Here is a 20,045-nt window from a genome sequence, read left to right on the forward strand (position 1 = left end):
GGAGAGACAACGTGACCATCCCGATACGGCCGACCGGCCGTTTATCGCGCCTGCGGGGACGCCTCGCGCTCGCCATCGGCGCGGCAGCTGCCATCACCTTCACCGGGCTTCCCGGACTCCACGTCAACGAGGCCGAGGCCGCGCCCAAACCGAAGCGCTGTGACGAGAAGTACCTCGGACACAGCTATGGCTCCACGCCGGCCAACTCCGGTCCGCCGCTCAACGGCGACTACGACCCGTACCCGACCGACGAGAACTACACCTACGTCAATCCCGCCAGGGACTTCGACGGCGTCCTCGCGCCCACTCAGGCGCAGCTCGACAAGGCCGGCACCGACTACAAGTCGTGGCAAAAGCAGTTCGAGAAGACCGGCAAACCCGAATACCGGGTCATGGAGATGTACGCCCGCTACCAGAGCCAGTACAACTCGCCCAGGGGCTACAAGGAGTGGAACCGGTGGATGGACATCCGCTGGCTGGCTCCCCACGGAAGCCCGCCCCGCGGTGATGCGTTCATGGCCCGCATGGTCAGGAAGTACAACATGATCGGCCCGGACTGGTGGTGTGAGGACACCCTCCAGTACACCGACGAGAAGGGCGATACGCAGAACAGGCGCGTGGACGCCCGCAACCGCGCCGAAGGCCGCAACGTCGAGATCAAGTCGAACGGCCACGTCGAAGACGACCAGATGGCAGCCGACCGGCAACTCGCCAAACAGCGCCCCAAGGACAAGTTCCAGTACCTGACCGGCGCGGCCACGGACCAGCCCAGCAAGGACAAGATCGCCGCCTTCAACAAGGATCTGAAGGCGGCACGCAACACCCGCGAGCCCCAGGCCGGCATCGTCGAACGCCGCTCCAACGCCATCGAGCGCCCGCAGAAGCCGAACAACTACACCAAGTACGACCCGCGCTTCAACGCCGACCCGCTCAAGGCCGGACGCTCACCGATCATGGACCAGGCGCTGCGCTCGGGGAAGACCCCCGAGGAAGCCTTCCGCATCCAGAAGCAGTACCAGGCCGGCAACCGCGGCGGCTACTTCATGCGCGGCCCCGGCGGCATCGACTTCTCCACGATGCAGCTCAACTACGTCTCCACACCCGTCAAGGGCCAGGGGATGAAGTACTCGATGAAGGCCGACTACGCCAAGGATCCGGACACCAAGCCCGGATACGGCGGCGAAGCCCGACTCAACCTGGCCAACGACGCCTTCTTCACCTGGCTCGCCCTGACCCCCGACAAGTTCTGGGTCAACCTCAACCCGGTCCGACCGGACCTCATCCTGGACAAGGAGTTCGCCAGGACCGACGCCGGCCGCATCCTGCTCGAATCGGACCTGACCCTCAAGCACGACTACGCCGACGCGATGAACCCCGACAAGTACGAGCGCGGGGAACGTTTCTGGCAGGCCGCTCCCCGCACCGCGGAGGGGCAGCCCTGTCTGCCGATCATCCGCCAGTGGATCACTCCCAAGCCCGCCACCGTCCGCGAACAGGACGGCGGCATCTACATCCTCGACGCACCCCTCAAGGTCAACATGGAGGTGCCGACCGGGCCGGACGTCCCGCCGAACACCTGCAAGATCAACGAGGCGCAGACCCGGCAGGCCGAAGCGCTGATCAAGAGGGTGATCCAGCCGGAGCTGGAGCGGCGCGTCAACAACGACCCGTCCTACGCCGATCTGCGCTACGTCTACCGCTCCCGCGTCGCGGCCGAGCACGTACGCCGCGCGGATGCCGCCCACCCCACCGACTTCCACAAGGTCATCAACAGCAACGACATCTCCAAGTGGAAGCTGCGCGCCCCGAACCAGAACTGGGACAAGAAGACCGTCTACGACAAGTACGTCCACTCGTTCAGGAACGGCGACTACAAGTTCAAGCGGACCTACGGCGGCAAGGTGTGGATCCTGTCGATGGGCGGGGTCGACTTCTCCAAGGCCCCCAAGCGCAACATCACGCACACGCAGTTCAACCGCGAGCACCGCGACCTGGACAAGACCACCAAGACCTCCACGCAGGCGGAGACCACCTACCGCGGCACCGAGCAGGTCTTCCTGGGCGCCTCCGGTGAACGCGGAGGCGGTGGCGGCGAGCCCACCCCGTCGCCCACGCCGACGGACTCCGGCAGGCCCACGCCGTCGCACAGCCCGTCGACCCCGGCGCCGGACCCGTCCACCCCCGGCGGCGACCACAGCGGGCCGCCGGCGACGGACAACCCAGGCGGCGACCTCGCCCACACCGGAAACACCACCCCCGTGGGCCTGATCGCGGGCCTGGCCGTGGCGCTCGCCGTGGCCGGGGCGGCCCTCACCTGGTGGATGCGCCGCCGCAAGCAGGGCCCCACCGGCTGAGCGGAGCAGATGGCCGTGTCCCATGCGAGGGCCCCACTCCCACATCCGGGGGTGGGGCCTCTCGCATGGTGGGTGGAGCGCAGGGCGCGCGTTCGGACCGTTGGTCCACACGGAACTGCGACACCTGGGCGGCGCTCTGGCTACCCACCCCCACGACGCCCCCGGGCGCCACCGCCCGCTACCCGCGCCCACCCCCCACCCAACGCCCCGCCGATGTCCAATCCGGCCATCGGCACCGACGTATCCGCGGATGACGTCTTCAGGAGGCGTCCGCGACGTCAGGAGCGCAGGTGTGAAGGCACCTCGGCGGGGCCTGGCTCAGTCCCCCGCAGGCCGCACTTCACCGTAGTAGCGCACGATCCAAACCGCCCAGCTGCCCAGTCTGTTCCATGAGCTGAAAAGGCTAACTCCGGGGAACCGGGCAGAGGGTGTTATTCCAGAAGGGTGGGGCGCCGTTGCGGGCAGGGCGGACTCGCCTTGGCCGGGCGGTGCCTTCGCGGTATTCGTCAAGTGGGCAACCATGCCAGCCTGTAGGGAGGAACTCAGCTCCCGAGGGTGGCGCGACTGTTCCTCCGTCTTTGTGCGAGGTGTGGCCTCCTTCCACACTCGTCCGGCCATGGGTCGGTGATCGCGAGAGAATGCCGTCGAGATCGCGCAGATCGCAATCCAGTACCGAAGGCTGATCCTCGAAGGTGACACGTGCTCAGGGGGCTGGGCCAGTTCCGAAGCCTTCAAGAACTTGGCACGGTCCGTGACGCAGTCGATGAACGTCGAAACGATGCTGCGAAGGCTGGCTCAGGGTCAGATGAAGAATGCAGACGATTAATGGCCTGCTGGCGATTTCGTGGGCACAAGGAGGCTTCGACGTCGGTAGACGTGCAACCCCGCTGAGGCAGAGGTAGCGTGAGTTTGTAGTTCATTGGCAGTCAATCTGTACCAGGGTGATCACCATGGCCGTACTGACTGGAACCATCCCTGATGGCCATGGCGGGACGATTGAGCGGACACCAGTGACCTCTCCAGATGGTCGGAACGGTGTGCACAGCGAATGGCGAGATGCCAACGGTCGCACTTACGCAACTGGCGATGAGTTCTCAGGAAGCGATACAGACGGTAACCACACCATCGATCGCACGCTCCATGTCCAAGACCCGAACACCGGACAGACAATTCGTGACCGGCACGACCATACAGTCATCTACAGTAATGACTCTCCGGACGGTGCGCACAAGGCCGGGTCGATGGAGAGAACCTGGGACGAGTCTGCCAACACCCAGCGGGGGCCGGAGACCACGCGCGGTGTTGCGAAGAACGAGCCGGACGGATCCAGCTCGACTTCTGCGGAAGTGGTCAATCAAAGGACCGGCGAGGACACCCTCGTAACCAGGACTCAAGACCCGGCCGGTAACGGCACGAGGCACGTCACAGTGGAAGACGGCAGTGGCCAGCAGATCCTCGACTCGACCCAGCCGATCGTTGAGGGAAACGTGGACGCTCCGCTGGACCCGAACCTACCGAGCCCGGATGAACCGGGTGGCGACGAGCCAGCGCCTCCGGGGACACCCCCATCCGGAGGAGGCGGGGGTGAGCCGGAGCCGGAGCCGGAGCCGGAGCCGGAGCCGGAGCCGGAGCCGGAGCCCGAGCCCGAGCCCGAGCCCGAGCCCGAGCCGGAGCCGGAACCCGAGCCGGAACCGGAACCGGAACCCGAGCCGGAACCGGAACCCGGGCCGGGACCCGAGCCCGGGCCGGGACCCGAGCCTGAGCCGGAGTTGGAAGTAGCCGAAGCCCTCGCGTCTGAAGCGAGAAAGCGCGAGGCAGGGGCAAAGACTCCGGACGCCAAGACCGCTGCTGAAACCACGCAGCCAAGGTTCGCGCCAGGTGTCAAGCCCAAGCTCCCCGACCGCGGAGCCTCGGATGAGAGATGATCGGCCGGAGACGCACGGGGTGCTCAGTGGCGACTGGTGGTGCTACCGAACGCCATTCCGCCACTGGCGCGCCTCGGACGTACTCGACGAGGCACGCTACAAAGCCGTCGCGTCGGTCTTCCGGACCACGATTGCAAATTCTGCGGGGCGACACGCGGGTACACACGGCCTATCCGCGGGGACATCGAACTACGACGCACAGATCTTTCCCATCGGGACAAGCACCGCAACTGCCTTTCACCCATTCTTCTCCGACGAGTGGATACGGTCGCTTCACCGACTCCTCGCCGTACCCGAGACCCACCGTATCGATGCCGCTCTGCATTCGAGCCCGCCGGGCAGTCGTACAGGATGGATCCACAACGACTTCTGTTCGGGATGGTTCGACGAAGCCACTGCCTCAAGCGGCCTTGCCTTCGCCAATCGGGCCGGGTGCGACTACTTCACCGGACGTTCCCGCAACGAGTCGGCACGCCCAAAGGAATACGTTCGCGCCGCTACGCTGATTTACTACCTCTGCAACGACGGCTGGTCCGAGGGGGATGGCGGCGAAACGGGTTTCTACGGCGCAGGACAGCAACACGACCGGACAAATGTCGCTCTGGTACCCCCGCTGAACAACACACTGCTGTTGTTCGAATGCTCACCCCATTCCTACCACCGGTTCGTCACCAATCCGCGCCGCCGCCGCAACAGCATCATCCTGTGGCTTCACACCACCGTGAATGACGCGCAGTCGCGATGGCTTGACGCGGTCCACCGCCGGAGTGCCCAATGAAACCGGTCTGTCTCGTCACCGGCGCCGGCGGCCGACTGGGCCAGGCGCTGTGCGCGGATCTCGCGCGTGACCACGATGTGATCGCCGCCTACCGCCGCACCGTCCCCAAGGTGGCCTCGCAACTCCAATGGCCGGTCCGCACCGATGGGGCGGAGGAAGCCAGGCATTCCTTGATCCACTGCGTTCAAGCAGATCTTGCATGCCGAGAAGACATCCGAAGGCTCGTGGAGGTCGCGGCCGCACGGAACGGCCGCATCGACTCGATCGTCAACGCGGCGGCCGACGTGCGATTCCATGGGCCGCTCGTGGAGTTGTGGGAATCTGGCGACGAAGTGGTCACACAGCTGGCCGTCAACGCGGTTGCCCCTGTTCAGCTCGTGTCCGCGGTCTTTCAAGCATGCTGGAAGGACCAGAGCGAAGAAAACGCGCAGTGGAACCGTAACTTGGTCAACATTTCCAGCGTTTCCGGACTTTATGTGACCAAGGACGTTGGCCAGGCGTACTACGCGGCATCGAAGGCTGCGCTCAACACCCTGACGATGTATCTGTCGCTCGAACTCGCACCGTACTCCGTACGCGCCAACGCGGTCTGTCCGTCGCAGTTCACCAACGAGTCCGCCACCCAGCATGTAGTGAACGCAGTGCGCCGATTGATCACCGGTAACGAGACCGGGGCGTTGGTGTCGAACGTGCCCTGAGCCACACGACGGCTATTGGGACAGCCCCCTCACCCCGCCAGGGCAACCCCCGGGCTCGGTAAGCCAGCGCGCGCACATGTTCAGCTCTCACCTTCGGGGGCTATGAGCATCATCGTGGCGGTGGTCCTTAGCCACACGGTCCACTCCGGATAGTGCGTCTGCATGTAGGCGACGGCCTCGGGCCCGAACGCCCCAATCAGGAAGTAGGCCCCTTCGGCGAGGGATCGACGGTGAGGGTACCGGGCGGCCACTTCACAGGAGGCAGTTCATGGACGGTGGGTGCGCGAGATGTACGCGTGCTCATGTTCCCCTTTCGGGCCGGGATCAGGCCTCGGTCTGGGAGGGCGGCAGTGCGTAGTCGCCCCGGATATCGCCGCCTTCTGGGCCCCTGTCCTCGGGCGGCTCCTGAGAAGAGGGATCGGGCTCTCGCCCAGCGGCGGCTGCCGCTCTCCGGGCGGGCCGCTTACGCAGCTTGAGGAAGGCCCGCAGCGCCAGGTCATGCCCCTCCGCCTCGAGGCAAAGCTTGATGGAAGCGCGGCAGGTCAGCTACCTCTGCCGGCTCGATCACCCCGCCCCACTCCTTGGCCACGATGCTGACCGCGTCCATCGCGCCGGCCGTGGAGGAAATCGCGGAGGCGTTTTGCATCAGGCTCTCGCGGGTGGCGGTCGTGACCCGCTGGCGAAGCTGCGTCATGGCGTGCAGTCGGATCCCGAACTTGCGCAACTCCTCGCTGACGTGGGCAACGACGCTGGAAGAGGAGTTGTCGATACTGATCAGCTCGTCACGAAGGCATGCCAGGGACGGCGGTGGCGTTCAGGCAGATCTCGGCGCGAAAGGCCGGCCCGGAACATGTCCGCGACGGCGCACCAGCAGTGGATGGTCTGGCTCGACGCGATCCTCGCGGAGCGCATGGGGGGCCACAGCCACTTGATGCTCTATCCCCTGAAAGCGAATCAACCCGACCAATTGCCAGGTGAGCCTGAAGCAGAGCTGGGACGTCACCTCCCCGGAATCGCTCAACTCGACTCTGCACTGGCTGGCCAGCGAGGACCATCGCATACAGATGGCTCCGGTGCTGGGCCGGCCCCCGCTGGCATGGGACTTCGGCCGCTACGCCACCGTCGTCCGGCTGGGCTTCGGCGCTGGCTACCTCGACGAACCCGGCGCCTGGCAGTTCCTTGCGCATGCCGCCGCACCGGTGGCGCAGACATACGGATCGTGGCAGTCCTTCGCCGAGGACTTCGTGGCCGGACGCCAGCTGTGGATCCGCAGCGTCGGCCGCGAATGGACGGGGCACGACGAATGGATCGCCTTACCGCGCAGCCACCTCCCCGAAGGTGATATGGGTGGTATCTGCCGTAAACTCTGCTTTGGTTCCTCCGCACTACCCAACGCACCGAAATGCAGCCGCCAGTTGATCCCCAACAGCACGGCGAGGGAGACTACCTGGCGGATGCGTGTACCCGGCCGAGTGGCACTCGCTTCGGTATCCTCCCGTGCAGGTCATCGAAGGCCATTTGCCCAAAGATTGCTGGGCAGTTGACCTCAGGGTTTCGTGATAGCGTCCTTGTTCGGAGGGACAATGCAACCTGAAAGGGAAATCGTGAACACGGAGAAGATCGCCGCTCGCCGCCTCTCGCTGGAAGAGGTGGCGAAGCTCGGCGTGAAAGACAGGCTCTTCGTTTCCGCCGACACGGCAGAACTCAAGCTTCCCGACTGCTATGTCCCTGCTTTTCTGACCAAGTCCGGTGAGGATTTCGAGGGCGGCTTGGTCACGGCGAGAACCATATTCCAGGAAGAGATCTCCTGCCTTCCCGACGACGAGAACGAAGCCGGAATCTACTTGGCCGACGAGAACGGCTCGGTGACCATCGAGGTCCTCCAGTCCGCCGGTGTCGTGCTGGACCTGGCACTTTTCGTCCCTAGTGGGGACAAGGGGGCCCTCACGGCCCTTTACGCTGCAGTCCGGCAAGCCTTCGGCGCCGACGTCGTGCAGATCTGGCGCCAGGGCCTCAAGGAGGTTCCCGACGTGAAGGTCGACATCTTCGAGGAGCAGATTCCCCGGGGGCGCAAGGGGAGCGACAGCCCCAAGCGTGACCGTCGCGCGGTCGACACCTACCCCACCCGTGCGGACTTCATCGAGTTCTCCGCGGGGTGGAAGCCGGTCGTTGAGATTCACAAGCCGGTCGTTGACGACACCCCGACCATCTGAGGCGGCGTTACCTCTCGGTCTCGGCCTGAGAGAACGCCGAGAACGCATGCGCCGGTCCCGGTCGGCTCCTGAGCGGGTCCAGGGAGCCGTCGGAAAATAACTCACAAATGCCGAAGCGCCGTTCCACTCGATGACCTCGCGAGACGGCGGATCGCGGATGATTGATGCGTGCGGGCTGGGCAAGGGCGTCCGGCGGTTTCTCGGGGGTGGCGTAGTGATCGAGGTCGGGCAGCAGGGCGCGTTCAGCGTGAACAGTGTCGGCATGGAGCGCCGGCCGTTCCCATTGAGCTTCAGCGTCCGCGAGGCCGAGGGGTTGTGGCGGGTGCGCGCGAGTGCGGCCCAGGCGGGCGAGCTGGCCGACCTGCTCGTGGCCGTGGCGAACGACGCGGTGGCCGTGGTGGCGCTGGAGACCAACTCCTATCTGGATGAGGACTGGCGCCCTCTGCGGCCCTCGCTGATCGCGGCCGAGCTCGGCGTGCCGTGCACGGTCCATTCCCTCGGATCCTGGGCGTCCGGCACGAACGGACTCGCAGAAGAGCTCCTGGTGATGGACCGCGACCTCCTGCCCCGTCTCCGCGACGGCACCTGGTCGCCGTACGAGCTGACTCTGATCGACGTGCCCGCCGACGTGAGAGCGGAGCAGCTCGACGAGCTCGCCCTCGTGCTCGGTACGACCGGCATTGATGAGCCGCTCCTGAGCCGCCAGGGAGACTCCCGGGTCTGGTTCTCGGGCCACGATGACTGCTATGTGATGTTGGAGACCCGCGACCCCGCCCTGCCGGCCGCGGTCCTGGCGCGACTGCTGACCCTGCTGGCCGGCTCCGCCCTCGCCGAACTCATCGAGGAGCCCGTCTCACGCGTTCCCGAGCCCGGGCCCCGGCTACCTGAGCAGCTGATCGCCACCGCACCTCACTGGATCGGGGCCCTGGGCACCGTCACCGAGGATCTGGTCGCCATCGGGCTGGCTGCCCTGCCGGACCCGTGGCAGTTGGGCGTCTCGTTCCCGCGGCAGGCAGACCTCACCGCGACGCTCGACGTACGTCACGGCACCTGGCGGATCACGCCCGCGGAGTAACACGAGGAGCCACCCCGACGAGGCGCCGGTGGCGGGTCACGCTGCGTACGGAGCGGCGCCGCGAGGTTGCCCCGGGCCACCGGTGCCGGGGGTTTGGTCGTGAAGGCGAGCGCGGCTGCGGCCTCGGTGACGGTGAGAAAGCGGCGGCGGCCCGGATCTCCTGCTCGTGCGGTGCGTGGTGCGTCATCTGGCCCTCTCCTGGCGGCGGTTGCCACCGCTGATTGCAGGGCTGCGGGACGGCGTGGCGCTGTCCCGGGCACGACGCGGGCACGGCAGGTGGGTGGCGGCTTTGGGACGGGTGACCTCGCACGTTGCGACGTCACCTACGCCATGAGCGACCAGCCGAACCTGTCACCGTGAGAGAACACGAGGGCTTCCAACTGTCTCGCCTCACCCAAGGTTGAAGGTGGTCAACCACTACACCTTCTCGTTCGGCGGGCCGCAGCCGAGGGCATCGACCCCTCTTCACTGTTCAGCGGACCGGCGCACATCGCGTACGCCCGCGCGAGCGAGGATCTCAAGCGCTGGTGGGCGGACAATCCGCGCACTACGCATGCCGAGCACCCCGAGCGGATCACCGGTATCCGGTCGGAAGCCGCCGACGCCGCCCGCAAGAGCCGTACCGACCGCGACAACCGCCTGTGAGCGAAGGGGGTCAACGCATGGCAGAGCGCGAGCAGGTCGTGCGTGCCCCTGAACGAGGGCAATGAGGCCGGCCGCGCCGGTACCCCGCGCCACGGGCGCCCCGCGCGCCGGACGACCTGCTGCATACCGCGTGGATTCGCGGCGGCAACAAGGCGGACCCGTTCCTCATCAGCGCCGAGGGCTGACCTCGACAGAAAAGCCCTGCGCCCCGGGCCACTGAGTGGCCACGGTCTTGCTGGTGGCCCCATGAGACTCAGTCGCCGCCTGCCAGATCAGGCCGAGCACCGACAACGAAAGTACTGCTGAAACAGCAACAGCAGCCAGCTTCTTCTTACCGTTGTTCATATCTTCCCCTCAGCGCCTCAACCAGCCGACAGGAGCCACTAGAAACCAACTCTCCGCTGGTCAGGCGGTCGGTTATGCGATGAAGCGGCAGATTAGCATGGCATATGCATGCATCTTGTGACCTGTGCCATCACCTACCGGTGATCGCGCCGGCGTCCACCCCGCTTCGGTGCACGTTGGCAGAGCCCGCCTCTGTTGGGCGGGAAGAGGCTGGGCGCACTGTCCTTCGCACGTCGGTGTGCTCCGGCCGCCCAACACCGCCCAGCCCCGCCACCGAGCCGGGCTGGGCTCTTTGCGGCCGCGCCGGAGTGGAGTGCCGGGACAGGCCCCGGTCCCGTGATGGGACGCATACGGCCGGGGCCACACCGCTCTGTTCGCCAAGTCGCATCTCTTCGGCACGGTGGGTGCTCCCCGGGGCCGGGAAGACGTGGGCCGGCCAACCGTGTGGAACCGAAGGCGACTGCTGAGCGTGACTAGTTGTGCGCCCTGTGCATAGGCGGAGGCTACAGCCCCTTTGACGGAGATGGTGGGGCTCGGGTGCCGACGAGTATCGACTGGGGCGGTCGAGCCGTTCAAGGGGGAATTGGATGGGACACCGAAGCAGGCACGCAGCCCGTGATGTGGCGATCGTTGCCTTGGTAATCGTGTCGGCGGGTTGCGCCCACTCGGCGCCCAGCGGACGTGACGAGGGTTCCGGCCTTGGCCTGCCGAAGCCCTCGACCAGCGCTGATGCCTCTGCCAATCCTGGGTCAGCTGATTCTGCCTCAGCGAATCCGGAACCGTCGGACCACGGAGCTGGGAGGGACCACGGTGCTGTGGTTGACCAGTCGGCTGCCGGCGCTTCGGGTTCGCGAGGGCAGGGGGATGCGTCAGGTGGAGGCCCTTCCTACGGCGGCGACCCCATTCCTCCGGTCAACTCTCCGCCCGTTGACCATGGTGTGCCGCCGGCTTCGGGCAGCGGTATGGATCCGACCGGTGGCGGGGATGGTGGTGGCAGCGACGTCGGCGGCCAAACCACCGGCGGCGGGAGTGGGGAGGGCGGCGAGACCTGCGCTCCGCCGGAGGGATCCGAGTCCCCGTCTCCGGCGCCGGATCCGGCGCAACCGACCACGTCGTCGGCCACGCCGTCACCCTCGCCTGACGCCAGCCCGTCGCCGGATGGATCCTGCCCGTCCCCCTCTGTCACCTGACCGCCGGACGAGGACGGCCGAGGAGGGGCTATGACCAGCAGAGGGAACCAGCGGCACACCCAGTCATGGCGACTTGACCCGTACACGCGAGGCAACGGTGCGGCGCGCCGCCCTCAGCTAACCCACAGGCCGCGGACTGGCCTGCGCACCCCCACCCGCCGAGCATCAACCGCCGCGCGGCGAGAGAGGCCAGCCCTCGTGAGGCATGCCGCGCTGGCTTCCGAGGCTTCCGGGCATCTGGCCGGGGACCGTACGGCAGCCGGACTGCTCGGCGTAGTGGCAGCGCAGGCTTCCTTCCTCGTAGCGATCATGTACTTTTTGGGCGCCGTCTACCTGACCTCCTACTACCACTACTTCCGCCTGGATGCTTTCAGCCTGGGCTTTGGCTTCGCCGAGCTCTCAATCCAGAGCCTGAACGTACTGAAAGCGCCTGTCGCGATCGCCCTGATCGTGGCTGTCGTGGCCGCACGTCACCTCACCACCAGGGAAGCCGCCCCTGCCCAAGGGAGCCTGGCGCGCTTGCTGGAGAGGTGGGCTCGGACCGTGGTCCGAGCCCACCTGGCCTTCATCTTCGTCGGACTGCTTCTCCTTCTCTTATGGTCCCGCATCCAACCCTACGGATGGACGGCTCCCTTGCTGCTGGGGACCGGATTGCTCCTCGGGCAGACTCCTTGGGCCGGCGAAGGCGCGATCCGCTCCACGCTGTGGAGCAAGGCGGTGCCCGTCTTCACCGGCGGCCTATTGATGATGTGGGCGTTCAGCGTCGCCACCAGCCAGATGGGTGAACAGGAGGCCCACCAGGCCGCCGACCAACTCGTGCGCCGCACAGCCGTCGTAATCCTGAGCACCGACCGCCTCAGCCTGGCCGGGCCAGGGCTGAAAGCAGAGGACCTGGGAGCGAAAGCGCACTACCGGTACCGCTACACCGGGCTACGCCGGCTCATCGAACGCAACGGCCGCTATTACCTGTTGCCCCTCGGCTGGGACCCGCGGACCGGACCTACCTACGTCATTCAGGACGGCAACGGCGTCCGAGTCGAGCTGCTGCCCGGAACGCAATAGGTGAGCAGCCTTCCTGAGCCCCGCCAGGATTCGTCAGCTCATCATGTTCGAACAGATCGACAGGCTACATAGGCATGCAGGACCTTCTGCGTGACGACTTGGATCCCTGAGGTGGTTCACCTCTGCGCCGTGCGAAGAGCACTCCAGCGCACTCGCACTCACCAGCCCCAGCTTCGCCCCACCTCCGCGCTCGCGGAGAACTCTGTGGCTCTGACATTCGTTCACCATCGAACCTGGTCGTCGCGGTCGCCGCAGGCAGAATCGTGCTGGCGTGTCGTGCCCACCGCATATCGATGACGAACCCCTTCGCGGCAGCTCTGGCTGGATTGTCGCTGGACAGTTGATATGGGCCGCCGGACCATGGCGCGCAGGCGCGAGGCCGTTCAGGGGAGGACCGTCGGCATGGGCTTGAATGACGGAGAAGAGCCAGGCGGACAGCGGCCCTGGCAGCGGTCGCGCGCTAGCGGTAACCCAGGGGCGGCTGGGCCTGGAGGCCCCGGTAGGCCCGGGGCGCTCAGCCAGGGGCGGATCCCCTCAGGGGCGCAGATGCCACAGCCGGTAAAGAGCCTTCGCGTCTTGATGATGATCCTGGGCGGTATGCAGGCCGTCCTCGGACTTGCTCTGCTGACGAACAGCGTGGCTATCGCCACAGCCATCTGGGGCGAGGGCGACGCCTCGACCCCGTGCTGCACCACGCCAGGTGCGGCTCACTCGGGGAACGTCGTATTCGCCGGAGTGCTCGTGCTTGCGGTTGCTGCATGGGGCGTCACCACCGCTTTGAAGTTCCCCACGCGCCACCCGAATCTGCGCGTCTCCGCCTTCGCCTACGGTTGGACGGCGCTGCCCTTCACCCTGGCATTCTTCGAGGTAGCGCCCATTCTGGGGCTGATCTGGCTCGTGCCGGCCATCCTGGCAATCGTCCGCCCCAACCAGCCGGAAAGCCGTGCTTGGTTCGGTCATCAGCCCCTCTGAGGCGGGACCAGCGCAGCGGAACCTGGGCACCTGTTACGCGGCCTGAGCCCGACGATTCCTCGGCTGGGGAACAGGATTCGGCAGTCGGCCCTGGCCCTGGCGTTGCCGGGCTGTGCGAGGCGTGCGGCTTGAGAGCTCGGTGACGTCGACGCGGCTCTGGCCCGCCACCCCGCCGTGCATTTTGATCCGGTTGACGTGCCCTTCGACGGCACTCGAGTTCAGTTCAGGATCAGCCCGGCGATGACTGCGTCGAGGTCGCGGGCGATGCCGGCGGAGCCGCCGCGGGCCGGGGCAGCCACGTAGCGCTCCGCACGGAGCAGACCACCCGTCGAGGTTCGCCTTCACCGGCATTCACGTAGCGGTCAGGTGCGGCGGTTCCCGTTTCCCTCCTTGGAGTGGTTTGGTCCAGCCGCTGGGCTGGACGCCGGTGATCTTCCGGTTGCCTCTCGGACAGCAGGCATGGTGCGTACGAGCAGTCCATGCGCCGACACGCGCACAGCAGAGGGGCCCACTATGACCGACGGGACGGTTCTCTTCGCGGTACACGAGTTCCCGCAGAGTCAAGGCGTCGCCGCCGAGCAACTGCGCAGAATCCGCCGCGATTTGGAGACCCGAGGCATTGACGTGCGCTGGGCCACCACCGCCGACGACGCCCAGGCAGTGCTGCGAACCGAGGCGGGCACGGCTGCCGTCGTGCTCGACTGGGACCTTCCCCAGGCCGCCGGAGAAGGCGGCGAAACAGGCGGTGCCGAGGTGCTGCGCCACGTCGGCCGGCGCTTCCAGAATCTCCCCGTCTTCCTGGTCACGAACGGCGAAGACCTGGAACACCTGCCCTTGTGGGTGGCCGAAACGGTGATCGGCTACATCTGGCCGCTGGAGGACACCGCGCCCTTCATCGCCGGACGCATCGCCAGCGCCGCCCGCGGCTACCAGCACGCCCTGCTACCCCCGTTCTTCAAGGCACTGCGCCGCTTCGACCACGCGCACGAGTACTCCTGGCACACCCCTGCTCACTCCGGCGGTGTCGCCTTCCTCAAGTCCCCCGTCGGCCGGGCCTTCCACGACTACTTCGGGGAACGGCTGCTGCGCAGCGACCTGTCCATCTCCGTCGGGGAACTCGGTTCCCTCTTCGAACACACCGGCCCGGTAGGTGCCGCCGAGCGCAATGCCGCCCGCGTCTTCGGCGCCGACCGCACCTACTTCGTACTCCACGGCGACTCCACCTGCGACCGGATGGTCGGTCACTTCAGCGTCACCCAGGACGAGATCGCACTGGTGGACCGCAACTGCCACAAGTCGGTGCTGCACGGTCTGGTCCTCTCGGGAGCCCGGCCGGTCTACCTGGTCCCCACCCGCAACGGCTACGGTCTGGCAGGCCCCCTGCCGCCCGCCGAGATTCAGGCACCCTCGGTCGCCTCCCGGGCCGGCCGCAACCCACTGGCCCAGGGCGCCGTCTCGCCCACGGCCCAGTACGCCGTGCTGACGAACTCCACCTACGACGGCCTGTGTTACGACACCGTCCAGGTCGCCCAGGCCCTCGCACCCAGTACCCCTCGGCTCCACTTCGACGAAGCCTGGTTCGCCTACGCCCGCTTCCACCCCCTTTACGCCGGCCGCTACGGCATGGCGGTGGGCCCCGAAACCTTCCCCGGACCCGAACGTCCCACAGTCTTCTCCACCCAGTCCACCCACAAGCTGCTGGCCGCCCTGTCACAGAGCGCCATGGTGCACATCAAATCCGCACCCCGGGCGCCGGTGGAGCACGACCGGTTCAACGAGGCGTTCATGATGCACGGCACCACCTCACCGCTGTATCCGATGATCGCCTCCCTCGACGTGGCCACCGCGATGATGGACGGTCCCCAGGGCCGCTGCCTTATCGACGAAGCGGTGACCGAAGCCATCCGCTTTCGCCAGACGGTCGTACGCGTCGCCCGGCGCATCGCCGCCGCCGACGACCGGCCCGACTGGTTCTTCGGCGTCTGGCAACCCGCGACCGTGACCGACCCGGCCACCGGCAAGCGTCTCCCGTTCGCCGACGCCCCCCTGGAACTGCTGCGCACCGATCCGTCCTGCTGGCAGCTGGAGCCCGACGCCGACTGGCACGGCTTCACCGGACTGACCAAGGGCTACTGCCTGCTCGATCCCATCAAGGTCACCCTCACCTGCCCCGGCATCGACGCCACCGGACAGATGTCCCCCTGGGGCATCCCCGCCCGCATCCTCACCGCCTACCTGGCCACCAGGGACATCGTGGTGGAGAAGACCGACAGCTACACCACGCTCATCCTCTTCTCCATGGGGATCACCAAGGGCAAGTGGGGAACCCTGATGGACGCCCTCATGGACTTCAAAACGCTCTACGACCACGACGCACCCCTGGAACGGGTACTGTCCGAGCTGGTCGCCGCCCACCCCCACCGCTACACCGGCCAGACCCTGCGCGGGCTGTGCCAGGAGATGCACGACCACCTGCGCGGTGCCCGCCTGGTCGAGCTGCTCGACACCGCATTCCAGGAGCTGCCCGAGCCCGTCACCCCGCCCCAGCACTGCTATCAGCGCCTCATCCGCGGCGGCACCGAGCGGGTAAGGCTGACCGACGCGGCCGGCCGGGTGGCCGCTGCCATGGTCACCGTCACCCCGCCGGGCATCCCCGTCCTCATGCCCGGCGAAAACACCGGCGCCCACGACGGCCCGCTGCTGCGGTACCTGACTGCCCTGGAGTCCTTCGACCGGCGCTTCCCCGGCTTCCACAGCGAGACCCACGGCGTCACCGTCGCTGCGAACACCGGCGACTACCTCATCGAGTGCGTACGCCAGATCCCCGCCCAGCAAACCGGCCGCACGACCGGAGAGCACCACACGACACCGACGCCGCACCCGGTCGGCTCCCAACGGCCCACAGACTGATGGCAAGGCACCGGGTACCCCCGCCTCCCCCCCGGCGGGCGGGGAGCGGTCGTCGAACCGGAAAGAGCACCGGACTGCGGTCGTCTCCGGCAGCGTCGTGCCCAACTTCCTGCCCAGCCGCAAAGACCACCGGACCGGAAGCTTCATGTGGGTCCCCGTAGGTGGTGAGCACCAGGCCGATGGTGGCGAGGATGGGCCTCTTCGGCTCGGTCGGCTGCCGCGGCAGCGGCCGGTGATGCCTCCAAGTACGGTGGTCATGACGGCCTGCGGTGGGTGACCTCGGTGCGCGTGGCCAGCCGGCGGAAGTCCGGGCCCTTGGGGCCGGTCGCCACGATCCCGTCCGGCCGACGCCGGGGGCGTGCTGCAACTCTCCCAGCGAGGCCACGTCCACGCCGGCATCCGTGGCGGCGAGCCGTCGCACCAGCGCACTTGAACGATTCGTCTTGTGCGCGAAGAACACCTGGCCGGCTAGGTGGCGGCGACGAAGGCAGGAGCGGAAGCGCTCGACGTTTCCGCGATCCGGTCGGGCAGCACGACATTGAGCGGTGAGCCGAGCGCATCGACCAACGTGTGCAGGAACGCGGGCGACTCCGACAGCGACGCAAGCGGGGGTTCGAGGACCGGTTCCAGGTAGGGGGTTGAGGAACATCGGAACGAAAACCGGCGCTAAGCCCCTGGAGGGTTTGAGAGCGCTTTGACCTGGGGTTCGGCGGGGGCGGAGCCTTCGGCAGTTCGTGTTGATCACTGACTGTCTGGAGGTCCGGGGTGCCGGTCGAGTTTCTGACGGATGAGCAAGCCGCGAAGTACGCGGCGTACGACGGGGCGCCGTCCCGTACGGAGCTGGAGCGGTTCTTCTTCCTGGACGACGCGGACCGGGGGTTGATCGAGCCGAAGCCGCGGGCCCACAACCGGCTCGGGTTCGCGGTGCAGATGACCACGGTGCGGTTTCTCGGGGTGTTCCTGGACGATCCGATGGACGTGCCGGCGGAGGTGGTCGACTACCTCGCCGAGCAGTTGGGCGTCGCGGACGCGTCGGCGTTGAAGGCGTATGGCGAGCGGGAGAATACCCGGCTCGATCATGTCCGTGAGCTGCGGCGGGTCCTGGAGTACACGGAGTTCGCCGAGGTGGAGGCGGAGCTGCGGGCGTGGGTGGATGCGCGGGCCTGGACGACCGGGGAGGGCCCGAAGGCGCTGTTCGACGCGGCAGCCGGGTGGCTGCGTGAGCGGCGGGTGCTGCTGCCCGGGGTGACGACGCTGGCCCGGCTGGTGGCCGCGGTGCGGGAGGCGGCGAACCAGCGGCTGTGGGACACCCTCTACGGTCTGCTGAGCTCTGGTCAGCGGGCGGTGCTGGACTCCCTGCTGACGGTGCCGCCGGGCGCCCGGGTGTCGGAGCTGGACCGGCTGCGCCGGGGTCCGGTGCGGATCTCCGGGCCTCAGCTGAAGTGGGCGTTGGAGCGGGCGGAGGAGATCGCGGCCTTCGGGATGGGTGACCTGGACGTGTCGGGGATACCGCCGCGGCGGCTGGCGGAGTTGTCGCGGTACGGGGTCGACGGCAAGGCGTCGCTGCTGCGGCGGCACGGTGACTCCCGGCGCCTGGCCACGCTGCTGGCCACCGCGGTCTACCTGACGTCCCGGGCGGTCGATGACGCCCTGGACCTGCTGGAGGTGCTGATCGCGACGAAGCTGCTGGCCAGGGCGGAGCGGGAGACGGCGAAGGAGAAGCTCAAGACCCTGCCGCGGGTGGAGAGGGCGTCGGCGAAGCTGGCCGCCGCGTTCCAGATCGTGTTCGACACCACCAGCGAGCAGGTCGACACCGGCACCGGGGAGATCAGCCCGCCCGAGGTGGAGACGCTGGAGGCGATGTGGGGGCGGATCGAGCAGGTGGTGCCCCGGCACGAGCTGGCCGCGGCGATCGCCGCGCTGTTCGAGCTGACCCCGCCGCTCGACTCGGACGCGGACGAGGCATGGCGGGCCCAGCTGGTCACCCGGTTCGCCGTCGTGCCGTTCCTGAAGCTGTTGGTGACGGTGGTCGACTTCGGTGCCTCGCCGGAGGGCGTGGCGGTCCTGAAGGCGTTGAAGTCACTGCCGGACCTGATGGGACGCAAGAAGGTCGGCCCGGCGGAGATCGACACTGGTCTGCTCACCGGGTCGTGGCGGCGCCTGGTGCTGTCCGCGCCGCACCTGGAGCCGGGCACGGTCGACTGGAAGGCGTACACGTTCTGCGTGCTGGAGCATCTGCATCGGATGCTGCGGAGCAAGCAGGTGTTCGCGAAGAACTCCTCCAAGTGGGGCGACCCCCGCGCGAAGCTGCTGGACGGAGACGCGTGGGAACAGGCCAAGCCAACTGTGCTCGCCTCGCTCAACCTGCCCGCCGAGGCGGGTGAGCACCTGGCGGCGCGGGCCGCGCTGCTGGACGGCACCTACCGCGAGGTCGCCGCGCGGGTGCCGGCGAACTCCCAGATCGTGTTCGACGACGACGGCCGCCTGCACTTCACCGCCTTGGAACCGGAGCCCGAACCCGCCTCCCTGCGTGCCCTGCGGGAGGCGGTGGAGGCGATGCTGCCCCGCGTCGACCTGCCGGAGGCCCTGCTGGAGGTGTTCTCGTGGACCGGCGCCGACCAGGCGTTCACCTCGGTCACCGGCGGCGAGGCCCGGCTGAAGGACCTGCGCGTGACGATCGCCGCGCTTTTGGTCGCGCATAGCTGCAACGTCGGCTACACCCCGGTCATCGGGGCCGCGGACGTGCTGGAGTACGGGCGTCTGTCCCATGTCGACCAGACGTATCTGCGGCTGGCGACGTATCGGGCCGCGAACGCCACACTAATCGACTGCCAGGCAGCCATCCCGCTCGCGCAAGCCTGGGGCGGCGGTCTGGTCGCCTCCGTGGACGGCATGCGGTTCGTCGTCCCCGTGCCGTCGGTGTACGCCCGGCCGAACCCGAAGTACATCGGGCGCCGGGGCGGGGCGACCTGGCTGAACATGATCAACGACCAGGCGGCGGGGCTGGGCGGGAAGGTCGTGGCCGGCACCCCGCGCGACTCGCTGTACGTGCTGGACGTCCTCTACGACCGCGACGGCGGCAAGCGCCCGGAGATGATCGTCACAGACACCGCGAGCTACAGCGACATTGTCTTCGGGCTGCTCACCCTGGCGGGGTTCACGTATGCGCCGCAGCTCGCTGACCTGCCGGATCAGAAGATGTGGCGCATCGACCGCGCCGCCGACTACGGAGCCTTCCAGGTCGCAGCCCGCGGCCGGGTCGACGTCGCCAGGATCGAACGCCACTGGGAGGACATCCTCCGGATCATCGGCTCCATCCACACCGGCGCGGTGCGCGCGTACGACGTGATCCGGATGCTGTCCCGCGACGGCCGACCCACCCCGCTCGGCGACGCGATCGCCCACTACGGGCGGATCGCCAAGACCCTGCACATCCTGCGCCTGGCCGACGAGCCCGGCTACCGGCGGCAGATCAAGAGCCAGGCGAACCTCCAGGAGGGCCGCCACTCCCTCGCCCGGAAGATCTTCCACGACCGCTCCGGGCAGCTCTACCAGCGCTACCAGGACGGTATGGAAGACCAGATCGGCGCCCTGGGCCTGGTCCTCAATGCCCTGGTGCTGTTCAACACGCGGTACATGGACGCCGCGGTGAACCAGCTGCGTGGGGACGGCTTCGACGTCCGTGACGAGGACGTGGCCCGCCTCTCGCCGTTCGTGCGCCATCACATCAACATGTTCGGCCGGTACTCCTTCCAGCTTCCCGACCTGCCCGGCGGTCTGCGGCCCCTGCGCGACAAACACGCCACCGACGACGGGTGAACTTCGGGCAGCCGGGGAGTGAGAAAGCCGCACTGGATTTTTCTCGTCCCCGGCCTGCC

At 67.5% G+C, this 20,045-nt stretch carries 13 protein-coding genes and 1 pseudogene; 11 read left to right on the top strand and 3 right to left on the bottom strand.

Annotated features, from left to right (window positions below; translation table 11 throughout):
* The first annotated feature begins 11 nt into the window (after positions 1-11).
* The 4 genes from SL103_RS18265 to SL103_RS18270 all read left to right on the top strand — a co-directional run bounded on the left by SL103_RS18265 (position 12) and on the right by SL103_RS18270 (position 5,755).
* On the top strand, positions 12-2,354 hold the full coding sequence (locus SL103_RS18265; RefSeq protein ID WP_069570065.1) for a hypothetical protein: 2,343 nt from the start codon (positions 12-14) through the stop codon (positions 2,352-2,354).
* A 950-nt stretch (positions 2,355-3,304) separates the two neighbouring features.
* Positions 3,305-4,279 carry a hypothetical protein gene (locus SL103_RS38365; protein WP_208869896.1) on the top strand — a complete coding sequence of 325 codons (975 nt, stop codon included), beginning with the start codon at positions 3,305-3,307 and terminating at the stop codon, positions 4,277-4,279.
* The gene (locus tag SL103_RS36130; RefSeq protein WP_079145814.1) at positions 4,269-5,057 is read left to right on the top strand and encodes a 2OG-Fe(II) oxygenase; all 789 of its coding nucleotides are present in this window, start codon (positions 4,269-4,271) and stop codon (positions 5,055-5,057) included. The genes SL103_RS38365 and SL103_RS36130 overlap by 11 nt, the downstream gene beginning before the upstream one ends.
* Positions 5,054-5,755, top strand: coding sequence for an SDR family NAD(P)-dependent oxidoreductase (locus SL103_RS18270; protein ID WP_069570066.1), 702 nt, complete (start codon positions 5,054-5,056; stop codon positions 5,753-5,755). The genes SL103_RS36130 and SL103_RS18270 overlap by 4 nt, the downstream gene beginning before the upstream one ends.
* Before the next feature lie 496 nt (positions 5,756-6,251).
* Here the strand turns inward: SL103_RS18270 and SL103_RS18275 are convergent, their stop codons facing one another.
* Positions 6,252-6,449 carry a hypothetical protein gene (locus tag SL103_RS18275; protein ID WP_164492835.1) on the bottom strand — a complete coding sequence of 66 codons (198 nt, stop codon included), beginning with the start codon at positions 6,447-6,449 and terminating at the stop codon, positions 6,252-6,254.
* 280 nt (positions 6,450-6,729) lie between these two features.
* Here SL103_RS18275 and SL103_RS36135 point away from each other — a divergent pair, with 280 nt between their 5' ends.
* The 3 genes from SL103_RS36135 to SL103_RS18285 all read left to right on the top strand — a co-directional run bounded on the left by SL103_RS36135 (position 6,730) and on the right by SL103_RS18285 (position 9,043).
* Complete coding sequence (locus tag SL103_RS36135) at positions 6,730-7,299, top strand: DUF1266 domain-containing protein (RefSeq protein ID WP_079145815.1); 570 nt, start codon at positions 6,730-6,732, stop codon at positions 7,297-7,299.
* 60 nt (positions 7,300-7,359) lie between these two features.
* Positions 7,360-7,968 carry a hypothetical protein gene (locus SL103_RS18280; RefSeq protein WP_069570068.1) on the top strand — a complete coding sequence of 203 codons (609 nt, stop codon included), beginning with the start codon at positions 7,360-7,362 and terminating at the stop codon, positions 7,966-7,968.
* A 157-nt stretch (positions 7,969-8,125) separates the two neighbouring features.
* Positions 8,126-9,043 (top strand): hypothetical protein, encoded by a 918-nt coding sequence (locus SL103_RS18285; protein ID WP_164492836.1) that lies wholly within the window; start codon positions 8,126-8,128, stop codon positions 9,041-9,043.
* Between the two features lie 813 nt (positions 9,044-9,856).
* Here SL103_RS18285 and SL103_RS37915 read toward each other — a convergent pair.
* On the bottom strand, positions 9,857-10,033 hold the full coding sequence (locus tag SL103_RS37915) for a hypothetical protein (RefSeq protein ID WP_164492837.1): 177 nt from the start codon (positions 10,031-10,033) through the stop codon (positions 9,857-9,859).
* Positions 10,034-11,421: 1,388 nt separating this feature from the next.
* Here SL103_RS37915 and SL103_RS18290 point away from each other — a divergent pair.
* The 3 genes from SL103_RS18290 to SL103_RS18300 all read left to right on the top strand — a co-directional run bounded on the left by SL103_RS18290 (position 11,422) and on the right by SL103_RS18300 (position 16,167).
* Positions 11,422-12,285 (top strand): hypothetical protein, encoded by an 864-nt coding sequence (locus tag SL103_RS18290; protein WP_244303953.1) that lies wholly within the window; start codon positions 11,422-11,424, stop codon positions 12,283-12,285.
* A 576-nt stretch (positions 12,286-12,861) separates the two neighbouring features.
* Positions 12,862-13,257, top strand: a complete 396-nt coding sequence (locus tag SL103_RS18295; RefSeq protein ID WP_164492838.1) for a hypothetical protein — start codon at positions 12,862-12,864, stop codon at positions 13,255-13,257.
* A gap of 513 nt (positions 13,258-13,770) precedes the next feature.
* On the top strand, positions 13,771-16,167 hold the full coding sequence (locus SL103_RS18300) for an Orn/Lys/Arg decarboxylase N-terminal domain-containing protein (protein ID WP_079145816.1): 2,397 nt from the start codon (positions 13,771-13,773) through the stop codon (positions 16,165-16,167).
* A gap of 272 nt (positions 16,168-16,439) precedes the next feature.
* On the opposite strand, the pseudogene SL103_RS38780 reads toward SL103_RS18300, so the two are convergent.
* Positions 16,440-16,797, bottom strand: a pseudogene (locus tag SL103_RS38780) (Y4yA family PLP-dependent enzyme); the annotation flags it as partial.
* Between the two features lie 135 nt (positions 16,798-16,932).
* Between SL103_RS38780 and SL103_RS18305 the strand changes: the two are divergent.
* Entirely contained in the window at positions 16,933-19,986 is a 3,054-nt protein-coding gene (locus SL103_RS18305) for a Tn3 family transposase (protein WP_069570071.1), read from the top strand.
* Positions 19,987-20,045 lie beyond the last annotated feature (59 nt).

This window comes from Streptomyces lydicus (genome assembly GCF_001729485.1).
GTDB classification, from domain to species: domain Bacteria; phylum Actinomycetota; class Actinomycetes; order Streptomycetales; family Streptomycetaceae; genus Streptomyces; species Streptomyces lydicus_D.

Coding starts and splice junctions, on each gene's coding strand:
- SL103_RS38365 (WP_208869896.1), top strand. CDS start 3,305: ATGGCCGTACTGACTGGAACCATCCCTGATGGCCATGGCGGGACGATT.
- SL103_RS18285 (WP_164492836.1), top strand. CDS start 8,126: ATGATTGATGCGTGCGGGCTGGGCAAGGGCGTCCGGCGGTTTCTCGGG.
- SL103_RS37915 (WP_164492837.1), bottom strand. CDS start 10,033: ATGAACAACGGTAAGAAGAAGCTGGCTGCTGTTGCTGTTTCAGCAGTA.
- SL103_RS36130 (WP_079145814.1), top strand. CDS start 4,269: ATGAGAGATGATCGGCCGGAGACGCACGGGGTGCTCAGTGGCGACTGG.
- SL103_RS18270 (WP_069570066.1), top strand. CDS start 5,054: ATGAAACCGGTCTGTCTCGTCACCGGCGCCGGCGGCCGACTGGGCCAG.
- SL103_RS18275 (WP_164492835.1), bottom strand. CDS start 6,449: ATGACGCAGCTTCGCCAGCGGGTCACGACCGCCACCCGCGAGAGCCTG.
- SL103_RS18300 (WP_079145816.1), top strand. CDS start 13,771: ATGACCGACGGGACGGTTCTCTTCGCGGTACACGAGTTCCCGCAGAGT.